The 12,693-nt window shown below is 72.3% G+C and carries 6 protein-coding genes and 4 pseudogenes; 7 read left to right on the top strand and 3 right to left on the bottom strand.

Features of this window, described 5'->3' with window-relative positions:
* Positions 1-277: 277 nt before the first annotated feature.
* The 5 genes and pseudogenes from IEY56_RS06245 to IEY56_RS06230 form a co-directional block, all read left to right on the top strand.
* Positions 278-949: pseudogene (locus IEY56_RS06245) on the top strand (IclR family transcriptional regulator); the annotation flags it as partial.
* Positions 950-1,042: 93 nt separating this feature from the next.
* Positions 1,043-1,126: pseudogene (locus tag IEY56_RS29045) on the top strand (IclR family transcriptional regulator); the annotation flags it as partial.
* A gap of 242 nt (positions 1,127-1,368) precedes the next feature.
* Entirely contained in the window at positions 1,369-2,124 is a 756-nt protein-coding gene (locus IEY56_RS06240) for an MIP/aquaporin family protein (protein ID WP_189036061.1), read from the top strand.
* Positions 2,125-2,237: 113 nt separating this feature from the next.
* The gene (gene glpK, locus IEY56_RS06235; protein WP_189036060.1) at positions 2,238-3,788 is read left to right on the top strand and encodes a glycerol kinase GlpK; all 1,551 of its coding nucleotides are present in this window, start codon (positions 2,238-2,240) and stop codon (positions 3,786-3,788) included.
* Positions 3,789-3,793: 5 nt separating this feature from the next.
* Positions 3,794-5,410, top strand: coding sequence for a glycerol-3-phosphate dehydrogenase/oxidase (locus IEY56_RS06230; protein WP_189036059.1), 1,617 nt, complete (start codon positions 3,794-3,796; stop codon positions 5,408-5,410).
* 112 nt (positions 5,411-5,522) lie between these two features.
* Here IEY56_RS06230 and IEY56_RS29195 read toward each other — a convergent pair.
* Positions 5,523-6,263: pseudogene (locus IEY56_RS29195) on the bottom strand (MerR family transcriptional regulator); the annotation flags it as partial.
* Between the two features lie 168 nt (positions 6,264-6,431).
* On the bottom strand, positions 6,432-8,099 hold the full coding sequence (locus tag IEY56_RS06220; RefSeq protein WP_229711653.1) for a glycoside hydrolase family 13 protein: 1,668 nt from the start codon (positions 8,097-8,099) through the stop codon (positions 6,432-6,434).
* 203 nt (positions 8,100-8,302) lie between these two features.
* Here IEY56_RS06220 and IEY56_RS06215 point away from each other — a divergent pair, with 203 nt between their 5' ends.
* Positions 8,303-9,349 (top strand): LacI family DNA-binding transcriptional regulator, encoded by a 1,047-nt coding sequence (locus IEY56_RS06215; protein ID WP_229711652.1) that lies wholly within the window; start codon positions 8,303-8,305, stop codon positions 9,347-9,349.
* 259 nt (positions 9,350-9,608) lie between these two features.
* Positions 9,609-10,784, top strand: a pseudogene (locus IEY56_RS06210) (PAC2 family protein); the annotation flags it as partial.
* 644 nt (positions 10,785-11,428) lie between these two features.
* Here IEY56_RS06210 and mshC read toward each other — a convergent pair.
* Complete coding sequence (gene mshC, locus IEY56_RS06205; protein WP_189036058.1) at positions 11,429-12,658, bottom strand: cysteine--1-D-myo-inosityl 2-amino-2-deoxy-alpha-D-glucopyranoside ligase; 1,230 nt, start codon at positions 12,656-12,658, stop codon at positions 11,429-11,431.
* Between the last annotated feature and the right edge of the window lie 35 nt (positions 12,659-12,693).

Here is a 12,693-nt window from a genome sequence, read left to right as displayed (position 1 = left end):
GAAGGGTTCTCCCTAGGATGCGACGGCTGTCGGCTATGCGGCCGTCCCGGAGAGGACAGCGCACCTGATCAGGGTATCGGGCGAGCACAAGAGCGCAGTCGGACATTCCACACAGCGGACGGCCGGAGCGGCGGAACCGGACCTGTGTACCCGGAGTTACCCCGAACGGAGGAGCGCCGGAGACCGGGCTACCGCCGCAGGGGATCAAGCGCTACCGTTCGGCATTGTCGAACTCGTACTAGAGCGGCTCGCGGAGAGCAGGTCAGGGAGGTGCCCGATGGCCCGGACCATCCAGTCGCTCGAACGTGCGGCAGCCGTGCTGCGCGTCCTGGCGGGCGGGGAGCGCCGGCTGGGCCTCTCCGACATCGCCGCGTCCATGGAGCTGCCCAAGGCCACCGCGCACGGCCTGCTGCGCACCCTCCAGCAGGAGGGCTTCGTCGAGCAGGACGGGGCGACGGGCAAGTACCAGCTCGGCGCGGAACTGCTCCGGCTGGGCACCAGCTACCTCGACGTCCACGAGCTGCGCTCGCGGGCCCTGGTCTGGGCCGACGACCTGGCGCGTTCCAGCGGTGAGAGCGTCTACCTCGGCGTCCTGCACAAGCGGGGCGTGCTGATCGTGCACCACGTCTTCCGGCCCGACAACAGCCGCCAGGTGCTGGAGGTCGGCGTGATGCAGCCGCTGCACAGCACCGCCCTCGGCAAGGTCCTTGCCGCCTACGACCCGGTGGCGCACAACGAGGCGGTGGACGGCGAGCGGCAGCGCTTCACGGAGCGCACTGTCACCGCCCTCGACGGGTTCGAGGAAGTCCTCGACCTGACGCGCGCCCGCGGCTGGGCGGCCGACGTCGAGGAGACGTGGGAGGGCCTCGCCTCGATCGCGGCTCCCATCCGGGACAGGCGGCGGATGCCGGTGGGCGCGGTAGGCGTCACCGGGGCCGTGGAGCGGCTGTGCGAGGAGGTGCCTGTCGGGGGGCCGGCGGGCGGGGCGGGCCCGGCGGCCGCGCCCGGCCCGGGCAGCTCCGGGGGCGGGGCCGGCGGGGAGGCCGAACTGCGTCCACTGCTGGTCGCGGCCGTGCGGGACTGCGCGCGGGCGGTCTCTCGGGACCTGGGGGCCGCGCGGTTCTGAGCACGGCGCAGGCACCGGAGACGTGCTGCCGCACGGGCGGGGGCGCGCTCCCGCGGCGTGTGCGGAGAGCCGCGCGCGGCCGGCTCGCCGCCTCCGCGCGGAGATGCTCCGAAGAGACCTGAGTCACACCTCTTGACGGGACCCTCACCAGGGACAAAACTGCCCAGTCGGCGGTCGGCATTGTCGAACACCGGACGGGACCGGCCCGCCCTCCCCATCTGGACAAGACAAAGGAGTCGCGGGTGTCCAGCTCCGACATCTTCTTCGGTGAAGTCATAGGCACGGCCTTGCTCATCCTGCTCGGTGGCGGCGTGTGCGCCGCCGTGACCTTCAAGCGCTCGAAGGCGCACAACTCCGGCTGGATCGTCATCACCTTCGGCTGGGGTATGGCCGTTCTGACCGGCGGTTACGTGGCCGCGGGCGTCTCCGGCGCACACCTGAACCCGGCGGTCACCCTGGCCCTGGCCATCGAGGGCACGACGAAGTGGGCCGACGTCCCGCTCTACTTCGCCTCCGAACTGCTCGGCGCGATGATCGGCGCCGTGCTGGTGTGGCTGGCGTACTACGGCCAGTTCCACGCCGACCTCAAGGAGCCGGCGATGTCGGAGCGCAAGGGCGAGAATCCCGGCCCCGTGCACGGCGTCTTCTTCACCTCCCCCGAGATCCGCAACGTCGCGCAGAACCTGGCGACGGAGATCATCGGCACGTTCGTGCTGATCATCGCGATCCTCACGCAGGGCCTCAACGACAAGGTCGGCCTCTCCGGCATCGGGGTGCTGCTCGTGGCGCTGGTCGTCCTCGGCATCGGCCTGTCGCTCGGCGGCCCGACGGGGTACGCCATCAACCCCGTCCGCGACTTCGGCCCCCGCATCGTCCACGCGCTGCTCCCCCTGCCCAACAAGGGCGGCTCCGACTGGTCCTACTCCTGGATCCCGGTCGTCGGCCCCCTCGTCGGCGCGGCGCTCGCCGCAGGCGTCTACCAGCTGGCCTTCGCCTGAGCCCCACGCCCGCTCCGCTCGGCGCCCGCTCCGTGGCCCGGCCTCGTCCGCGCGGGCCGGCTGCCACGGAGAGGGCTTGAGCCCTTCCCACCGAACAACTTGGAGAGCAGGACATGAGCGACACCGACAACCAGTCCACCGGCGCCTCCTCCCACGGCGAGGGCCCCTTCATCGCCGCCATCGACCAGGGCACCACCTCCAGCCGCTGCATCGTCTTCGACAAGGACGGCCGCATCGTCTCGGTCGACCAGAAGGAGCACGAGCAGATCTTCCCGAAGCCCGGCTGGGTCGAGCACGACGCCTCGGAGATCTGGACGAACGTCCAGGAAGTGGTGATCGGCGCCCTGGACAAGGCCGGCATCACGAAGGCCGACGTGAAGGCCCTGGGCATCACCAACCAGCGTGAGACGACGCTGCTGTGGGACAAGGCCACCGGCGAGCCCGTGCACAACGCTCTGGTCTGGCAGGACACCCGCACCGACGCCCTGTGCCGCGAGCTCGGCCGCAACGTGGGCCAGGACCGCTTCCGCCGCGAGACCGGCCTGCCGCTGGCCTCCTACTTCGCGGGCCCGAAGATCCGCTGGCTGCTCGACAACGTCGACGGCCTGCGCGAGCGCGCCGACCGCGGCGAACTGCTCTTCGGCACCATGGACTCCTGGGTCATCTGGAACCTCACCGGCGGTCCCGACGGCGGCCGTCACGTCACCGACGTGACCAACGCGTCCCGCACCATGCTGATGAACCTGCGGACCATGGCCTGGGACGAGAAGATCTGCGAGTCCATGGGCGTCCCCATGTCGGTGCTCCCCGAGATCCGCTCCTCCGCCGAGGTGTACGGGGAGGCGACCGGCGCGCTCGCCGGCGTCCCCGTCGCGTCCGCCCTGGGCGACCAGCAGGCGGCCCTGTTCGGGCAGACCTGCTACTCCGAGGGCGAGGCGAAGTCCACGTACGGGACGGGCACCTTCCTGCTGCTCAACACCGGCCACGAGGCCGTCAACTCCTACAACGGGCTGCTGACGACGGTCGGTTACCAGATCGGCGACGAGCGCCCCGTCTACGCCCTGGAAGGCGCCATCGCCGTCACCGGTTCGCTGGTGCAGTGGATGCGCGACCAGATGGGCCTGATCAACTCCGCGGCCGAGATCGAGACGCTCGCCAGCTCCGTCGACGACAACGGCGGCGCGTACTTCGTGCCGGCCTTCTCGGGTCTCTTCGCCCCGTACTGGCGGGACGACGCCCGCGGCGTCATCGCCGGCCTGACCCGGTACGTCACCAAGGCGCACCTGGCCCGTGCCGTGCTGGAGGCGACCGCCTGGCAGACCCGCGAGATCGTCGACGCGATGGCGAAGGACTCCGGCGTGGAGCTGACCGCGCTGAAGGTCGACGGCGGCATGACCTCCAACAACCTGCTCATGCAGACCATGTCGGACTTCCTCGACGCACCCGTCGTCCGTCCGATGGTCGCCGAGACCACCTGCCTCGGCGCGGCCTACGCGGCAGGGCTCGCCGTCGGATTCTGGTCCGACACCGACGAGTTGCGCGCCAACTGGAAGAGGGCGGCCGAGTGGACGCCCAGCATGGACGCGGCCGACCGCGACCGCGAGTACAAGAACTGGCTCAAGGCCGTCCAGCGGACCATGGGCTGGATCGAAGAGGAGAACTGAACGACATGAACACCCTGCAGAGCGTCCCCACCCTCGGGACGCGCCCGGCTGCCGGCGGCAATCCGAGCCGCGCCGAGACCAGGGGGCTGCTCGCCAACGCGACGTACGACCTGCTCGTGATCGGCGGCGGCATCCTGGGCACCTCGGTGGCATGGCACGCCGCGCAGTCGGGTCTGCGGGTGGCGATGGTGGACGCCGGCGACTTCGCCGGCGCCACCTCCTCCGCCTCCTCCAAGCTGGTCCACGGCGGCCTGCGTTACCTGCAGACCGGCGCGGTGAAGCTGGTGGCGGAGAATCACTTCGAGCGCCGTGTCCTCGCGAAGGACGTCGCCCCGCACCTGGTCAACCCGCTCACCTTCTACTTGCCCGTCTACAAGGGCGGTCCGCACGGTGCGGCGAAGCTGGGTGCGGGAGTCTTCGCCTACAGCGCGCTCTCGGCGTTCGGCGACGGCGTGGGGCGCCTCATCTCCCCCTCGCGTGCCGCCGCGGACAATCCGGGGCTGCGCACGGACGGCCTCAGGGCGGTCGCGCTCTACCGCGACCACCAGATGAACGACTCCCGCATGGCCGTGATGACGGTGCGCGCCGCCGTCGACTCCGGTGCCGTGGTGCTCAACCACGCCGAGGTCGTCGGGCTGCGCCGCACCTGCGGCCGCGTCACCGGCGCCGAGCTGCGCGACCGCACGGACGGCAGCGAGTTCGGGGTGGACGCCCGCCTGGTGCTCAACGCGACCGGCCCCTGGGTGGACCACCTGCGCAGGCTGGAGGACAAGGGCGCCGCGCCGAGCGTCCGGCTGTCCAAGGGCGCGCATCTGGTGCTGCGGCGCAGGTCGCCGTGGCGGGCCGCCATGGCCACGCCCATCGACAAGTACCGCATCACCTTCGCCCTCCCCTGGGAGGACCAGCTGCTGCTGGGCACCACCGACGAGGCGTACGAGGGCGACCCCGCGGACGTGTCGGCCACCGAGGCCGACATCGATCAGATCCTCGACGAGGCGGCGTTCTCCGTACGGGACGAGCACCTCTCCCGCGACCTGATCACGTACGCCTTCGCGGGGCTGCGCGTGCTGCCGGGCGGGCCCGGCGGCGTGACGGCCGCCAAGCGGGAGACCGTGGTGAGCGAGGGCATCGGCGGGATGCTCTCCGTCGCCGGCGGCAAGTGGACGACGTACAGGCACATCGGGCGCGCGGTGATGAACAAGCTGGCCAAGCTGCCCGGCGGTTCGCTCGCGCAGGACATGGAGCCCGTGCGGGAGCTGGTCAGGCGCACGCCGCTGCCCGGCATCAGCAACCCCAACGCCGTCGCCCACCGGCTGCTGGTCGACCGTGAGCGCGAACCCGGCCCGCGCATGGACCCGATGACGGCGCGTCATCTGGCCACTCATTACGGCTCGCTGGCATTCGACATCGCGCGTCTGGTCAACGAGGACCCGGCGCTGGGCGAGCGCATTCATCCGGACGGGCCGGAGATCTGGGCGCAGGTCGTCCACGCTCGCGACCACGAGTGGGCCGAGACCGTCGACGACGTGCTGCGGCGCCGCACGACCCTCACGATCCGGGGCCTGGACACCGACGAGGTGCGCGAGCGGGTCGGCATGCTGCTGGCGCAGCGTCCCGCCTGACGCGCCCGACGGCCTCTCGGCGCCGTGCGGCCGCCGCTCTCCCGGCGGCGGCACGGCGCCGAGTCCCCCGCGGTACCCGCCCCCGGGAGGGCGGAGACGGCAGGCTTCTCAGCCGGACGCGCCGTGCCTCGTCCGGGTAGACCAGCAGCTCCCGCGTCCGCTCTGCCGGCCACGGCAGGCGGCGGCCAGCCTCCTCGCTGTTCTCCTCCCACGCGCGCTGCGACGCGGTCTTCGTCTGCTCTCCGGCCCTGCCGGCGGCGTGGAACCGGTCGGCGAGCGCGTCCCAGCGGCGGGCCGGCTCCTGCACCTCCGGGTCGTCGGCGGGGGCGCCGTCCCGCATGCGCCGCAACAACTCCTCGACGGGGCCGGCTCATTCGGTCTCGGCCGTCTCGGCTCCTTACCGGCCGAGTTCGGCCCTCCTCGCGGCCGGCTGGTCCCGCTGCTCCTCGGTGAATGAGGTCTCGTACACGGAGATCATCTCCAGAGTCGTCATGAACAGGTCCGGACCGGGCATCGCGTCCTCGTCCAACTGGCGCAGCAGGTGGCCCAGTTGCTGCTCCAGCTCGACGAGGCGCGCGGCCTGCGAGCGCACCGCGCGCAGCTGTGCGCCGAGCAGGTCGCGCATGGCCGAGAGGTCGTCGCCGTCCCCGCCCAGCACGCCGGCGATCTCCTCCAGGGACAGCGCGAGGGAGCGCAGCGCACGCACGCTGCAGAGCCGCCGCAGGTCCCGCTCGGTGTACCGGCGGTGCCCCGGCCCCGTGCGTTCGCTCGCTCCCAGCAGGCCGACCTCGTCGTAGCGGTGCAGCGCACGCACCGTGATGCCGGCGGCCCGCGCCGTCTCGCCGATGCTCAGCGGCGGCCGTGCCCGTCCCTGTCGTCTCGCCCGGTCACGCCCGGCACGCCAGAACCTCCCGCCGCGGCGGGTTCAACCCCCATGAGGCCGCCGGTACGGAGGGAGGCCCGTTCCCGGGCGCGGCGCCGAGGCCCGCCTCCGGCCAAGTCCCCCTTCCTCGGCAGCGATTCACCGCGAGGGCCTGAGCCAGACCGCCGTGTCCGGTGCGAGCAGGCCGCCCGGCTCCGGAGCGTCGCTGGCCACCAGGACGTCGGCTCCCGGGGGCAACGGCACCGGCCGCCGGCCCAGGTTGACCCGGCAATCCAGCGCCCGTCCCCGTCGGAAGGCCAGTTCGTCCTGCTCCGACGGCAGCCACTCCAGGCCGCCGCTCCCCCGCACGTCCGCGCGCAGCCGCAGCGCCGTGCGGTACAGCTCCAGGAACGACTCCGGGTCCCCTGACTGCGACGCGGCCGAGTACCCGCCCCATCCCTTGGGCTGCGGCAGCCATCCGCCGCCGGGCCCGAAGCCGAACGAGGGGCCCTCCTCCTGCCAGGGCAGCGGTACGCGGCAGCCGTCGCGGCCCTTGAGGGTGCGGCCCGTACGCTCCCACATCGGGTCGCGCAGCGCCTCGGCCGGCAGATCCGCCACCTCCGGCAGGCCCAGCTCCTCGCCCTGGTAGAGGTACGCGGTGCCGGGCAGCGCCAGGGTCAGCAGCGCGGACGCGCGGGCCCGGCGGCGGCCGAGGTCCAGGTCTGCCGCGGGTTCCCTGCCGTCCGACATCAGCCAGGCGGCCAGGTCGGTGCCCTTCGGCAGGCCGTAGCGGGTGACGTGGCGTACGACGTCGTGGTTGGAGAGGACCCAGGTCGGCAGCGTCCCCACGGAGCGGGCGCCTTCGAGGGAGGTGTCGATGACGTCGCGGAAGGAGCGGGCGTCCCAGGGGCAGCGCAGGTGGAAGAAGTTGAACGCCTGGTGGAGCTCGTCGGGCCTGGTGTACAGGGGAAGCCGGGTGGCGCTGACTCCGGCCTCCGCCACCGCGATACGGGGCGGCTCGTAGGTGTCGAGGATCTCGCGCCAGGAGCGGTAGATCCCGTGCACCTCGTCGCGGTCCCAGAAGGGGTGGTCGTCGCCCTGGGGCGGGGAGTTGAGCGGTGCGGCGTCGTTGCCACGGGTGTGCCGCAGCGGGGGGTTCAGGTCCTTGCGCAGCCCGTGGGCGACGTCGACCCGGAAGCCGTCCACGCCGAGGTCGAGCCAGAACCGCAGGGTTCGCTCGAAGTCGGCCGCGACCTCGGGGTTCTCCCAGTTCAGGTCGGGCTGCTCGGCGGCGAAGATGTGCATGTACCACTGGCCGTCCGCGGTACGGGTCCAGGCTCCGCCGCCGAACTTGGACTGCCAGTCGGCGGGGGGTTCGCTGCCGTCGGGGCCCTCGCCGTCCCGGAAGTGGAAGCGGTCGCGGGCGGCGGAGCCGGGTGCGGCGGCGAGCGCCTCGGCGAACCAGGGGTGCTGGTCGGAGCAGTGGTTGGGGACGATGTCGACGATGATCTTCAGTCCGTGCCCGTGGGCGCGGTTCAGCAGTTCGCGGAAGTCGTCGAGCGTGCCGTGGCGCGGATCGACGTCGCGGTAGTCCGAGACGTCGTAACCGCCGTCGGCCCAGGGCGAGGGGTAGAAGGGCGTCAGCCACAGCGCGTCGACGCCGAGTGCCGCGAGATGGTCCATGCGCCCGCTGACACCGCGGAGGTCTCCCATGCCGTCGCCGTCGGAGTCGGCGAAGCTCGGCACGTACACCTGGTAGACGACGGCTTCACGCCACCAGTCCCCGGCCTCCTCCACGTCGCCCGGGCTGGACGGGTTCTCCTGCACTGCGGCCTCCTCCTGCGTCTCGCTCCGTTCTGGGCCGCCGGCCCGGAGCGTACGGCCGGAGCGCTCGTCCGCCGTCGCCGGGCGCGGCCGGGCCGGTTACTAAAACGCTTGCGCAATCCTGGACAGCGTTTTCTCCGAGGTCAAGGTGAGGGTGGTCTCCCACGTACTGAATCGGTTGCGTCACCGGCTGTTAATCTGCCGCGGTGAGCTCCGAGCAGCAGCACCCGGCGACGACGATGGCGGACGTCGCGCACGCCGTGGGCGTCTCCAGCGGCACCGTCTCGCGCGCGCTGCGCGGCCTGCCCGGTGTCTCCGACGCCCTGCGGCGGCGCATCCTGCGCGCGGCGGAGAACCTCGACTACGTCGTCTCGCCCGCCGCCTCGGGGCTCGTCACGGGCCGCACCGGATCGGTGGCCGTGCTCGTCCCTTTCATCGCCCGCTGGTTCCACGCGCAGGTGCTGGCCGCCGTGCACGAGGTGCTGCGCGGCGCCGGATTCGAGATCGTCCTGTACCACGTCGAAGGCACCGCGGAACGCCGCGAGTTCTTCGAGACGCTCCCGGTACGGCGCCGGGCCGACGGGCTGGTCGTGATCGCCCTCTCCCTCACCGAGCGGGAGGCACGGCGGCTCGACGGGCTGGGCATGCCCGTCGTGGGAGCCGGTACCTGCCTGCCCGGCGGCCTGCCCGAGGTCGGCATCGACGACAGCGAGGGCGCCGCCAAGGCGGTGCACCATCTGGCGAACCTCGGGCACGAGCGGATCGGCATGATCCGCACCACCGACGACGAGGGCGTCCACCAGGGCGTCTCCAGGCGCCGTCTCGCGGGCTTCCGTTCGGCCATGGGCGAACGCGGACTCGAGGTGGCCCCTGCCGCCGTCGTCTCCGCACCCTGGGGCGCGGACGGCGGCGCCAGGGCCATGGGCGAGCTGCTGTCGCTGCGCGAGCCGCCGACCGCCGTCTTCGCGGAGGCCGACGACGTGGCCGTCGGGGCGTTGCGCACGCTGCGGCGGTCCGGTGTGGACGTACCGGCGGACATGTCGGTGGTCGGCTTCGACGACAGTCCCGTCGCGGAGCTGCTGGACCTCACCACGGTCGGTCAGTCCGTCCGTGAACAGGGCCTGGTCGCGGGCCGGTTGCTGCTCGACGCCGTACAGCAGGTCGGCACCGGCGACTCGCGCGTCCGGCTCGGGACGCGGCTGGTCACCCGGGGGACTACGAGCAGGCCGGGCGGCGCATCGCACCCCCGATGAGCGGCACCGGACGGTGCTGCGGGGTCGCTTCCGCGTGCGCGGCGGCCCCGCTGCCACCTGGCGCGGTGGGGTCGCGTCCGCGTGAGGCGATGGGGCCGGAGCGCCGCGCGGCAGCTGCTCCACCGGCTCTGGTCAGGCAGTTGGGGCGGCCAAGGCTGCGGCAGTGGCCTGCACACGCCGTAGGCTGGTTGCCGCACGGAACTGGATCTGCTGCCGGGCATGGAGCGCGTGCTCCGTCCCGGCCGGAAGGAGGCGCTGGGTGATCGAGCTCGAGGGAGTTCCCGAGCTGGTCGACCCGGTCATGGTGGCCGCGTTCGAAGGCTGGAACGACGCCGGCGACGCCGCCTCCACCGCGGTCGGGCACCTGGAGAAGGAGTGGAAGGGCGAGGTCTTCGCCGCTCTCGACGCCGAGGACTACTACGACTTCCAGGTCAACAGGCCGCATGTGTGGCTCGACGGCGGCGTACGCAAGGTCACGTGGCCGACGACGCGGCTGTCCGTGGTTCGCGTCGACAACGCCGGCGGCAAGGGCGGCCCCCGTGACCTGGTGCTGGTACGCGGGATCGAGCCGAGTATGCGCTGGCGTTCCTTCTGCAACGAGATCCTGGGCTTCGCGCACGAGTTGGGCGTCGAGATGGTCGTCGTGCTGGGGGCGCTGCTCGGCGACACCCCGCACAGCCGTCCGGTGCCCGTGACCGGCATGACGTCCGATTCGGACCTGGCGCGGACGATGAACCTGGAGGAGTCCCGGTACGAGGGCCCGACCGGGATCGTCGGCATCCTTCAGGAGGCGTGCACTCACGCCGGGGTTCCGGCGGTGAGCCTGTGGGCGTCCGTCCCGCACTACGTCTCGCAGCCTCCCAACCCGAAGGCCACGCTGGCGCTGCTCAACCGGCTGGAGGACCTGCTGCAGCTGAGCGTGCCGCTCGGCGACCTGCCGGAGGACGCCCGTGCCTGGCAGCTGGGCGTGGACCAGCTGGCGGCGGAGGACAGCGAGGTCGCGGAGTACGTGCAGTCGCTGGAGGAGGCCCGCGACACCGCCGAACTGCCCGAGGCGTCCGGAGAAGCCATCGCCAAGGAGTTCGAGCGCTATCTGCGGCGCCGCGACGACGGACCTGCCGGAGGTGGCTCGGGCGACAGTGCCCGTGAGTCCGGGTCGAGTTCGTTCCGCCGCGGCACGGGTGGAACGTCGTGGCGGCGGCGGCCCTCGACCACGGAGGACAGGCCCGACGGCACGGAAAGCGGCGGCGGCCAAGACGTCGGCGAACAGGCAGACGGCGAACAGGCAGACGACGCCGGCACGGACGGCAAGACCCACGAGGCCCCGCAGGACGGCGGGGACGTCGGGCAGACGGGCGTCCCGGAGGGCGACGAGGGCCGCACGTCCGGGAAGCAGGACGGCAGCGGGGCGGGCGGCCGGAGCAGCGGCAAGGGCACCTCCGGCCGCAGCACCGGAGGATCGCGGAGCACCGGCGGCGGTGCGGCCGCCAAGGGCAGGAAGAGCACCGGGAGTTCGAAGAGCACCGGTGCCGCCAAGGGCGCGAAGGGCGGCAGTACGGCGGCGAAGAAGTCCGGAGACGGAGCGGAGTCAACCGAGGGCGAGGGGTCCGGCGGCGCGGCCGGCGAGAAGCCCAAGAAGCGGACGCCGAGGAAGCAGACGCAGAAGAAGCAGGCGCAGAAGAAGCCCGCGAAGCCCGCCGCCGAGAAGGAGACGCCCGCGAAGCGGGCGCAGAAGAAGCAGACCCCGAAGAAGCAGACGCCGCGGAAGCAGGCGCCCGGGAAGCAGTCGTCCGGACAGCAGTCGTCCGGACAGCAGTCGCCGGGTGAGCCGGAGCCTTCCCCGCAGGACGAGCCCGGCGAGGACCCCGGCGAGAAATGAGGCCCGCAGGCCGGGCGTACGGCATCGGGCGGTCCTGGCACCGCGGCGGTCGGACCGTACCGGCGGACCGCCACCGGCCGGACACCCCCGACGGCCCGGACCGAGCCGAAGGGCCGGGCCGCGCCACCCGGCGCGGTCCGGCCCTTCCGCCGTCTTCGGCACTGACTCCCGCGGGGCGCCCGGGAGTTGCCGCCGCTTCGCTACAACGCGACTCCCAGGAGCGCGTCGACCGTCCGCGAGACCAGACCGGGCGCGCCCGTGTCCGTGCCGCCCTCGGACTCCTGCGCCTGCGCCCACCGGTCGACGGCGGCCAAGGCGTCGGGCGTGTTCAGATCGTCGGCCAGCGCTGCCCGTACCTGGGCCACCACACTCTCGGCGGGCGGGCCGTCGGGCCGTGAGACGGCGGCACGCCACCGCGCGAGCCGTGAGCGGGCCTCGTCCAGCACTTCGCCGGCGTACTCCCAGTCGTCCCTGTAGTGGCGCGAGAGCAGCACGAGACGGATCGCGGCGGGGTCGACGCCCTCGCGCCGCAGCTGCGAGACGAAGACGAGGTTGCCCTTCGACTTGGACATCTTCTCGCCGTCCAGGGCGACCATGCCGGCGTGCACGTACGTCTGCGCGAAGGGGTGCTCGCCGGTGAGCGCCTGGGCGTGCGAGGCGCCCATCTCGTGGTGCGGGAAGGCCAGGTCCGAGCCTCCGCCCTGCACCTCGAAGCCCATCCCGAGGTGCTCCAGCGCGATGGCCACGCACTCGATGTGCCAGCCGGGACGCCCGAAGCCGAGGGAGGCGCCGTCCCACCGGGGTTCGCCGTCGCGCGCGCCGCGCCACAGCATGGGGTCCAGCGGGCTCTTCTTTCCGGGACGCTCGGGATCGCCGCCCCGCTCGGCCGAGAGCAGCCGCATCGTTTCAGCATCGAGTCGGGACACCTCGCCGAAGTGGGAGTCCGCGTCGACGGAGAAGTAGACGTCACCCTCCAGTTCGTACGCCGCGCCGAGCTCGAGGAGCCGTTCGACCATCGGCACGATGCGAGGAATCGATTCGACAGCCCCGACGAAGTGCCTCGGGGGCAGCATCCGCAGGGCCGTCATGTCCTCGCGGAACAGCGCGGTCTCACGCTCCGCGAGTGCCGTCCAGTCCTCGCCGGTGAGTTGGGCCCTCTCCAGCAGCGGGTCGTCGATATCGGTGACGTTCTGGATGTAGTGCACCTGCCGCTTGGTGTCGAGCCACACGCGCTGTACGAGGTCGAAGGCGTTGTACGTCGCCGCGTGCCCCAGGTGGGTGGCGTCGTAGGGCGTGATGCCGCAGACGTAGAGGCGGGCGACCGGACCTGGGACGAGGGTCACCCGTCCATCGGTCGCGGTGTCGTGGATCTCCAGATCGCGGCCCTGACCAGGCAGGGCGGGGACTTCGGGAGCGGGCCAGGCATGCATTCCACGAGCCTAACCCGGACGGCCGTTCGGCATCT

Origin of the sequence: Streptomyces daqingensis (assembly GCF_014645895.1) — a bacterium.
In the GTDB taxonomy this organism is placed as follows: domain Bacteria; phylum Actinomycetota; class Actinomycetes; order Streptomycetales; family Streptomycetaceae; genus Streptomyces; species Streptomyces daqingensis.
This window is presented reverse-complemented; position numbering and strand designations above follow the sequence as displayed.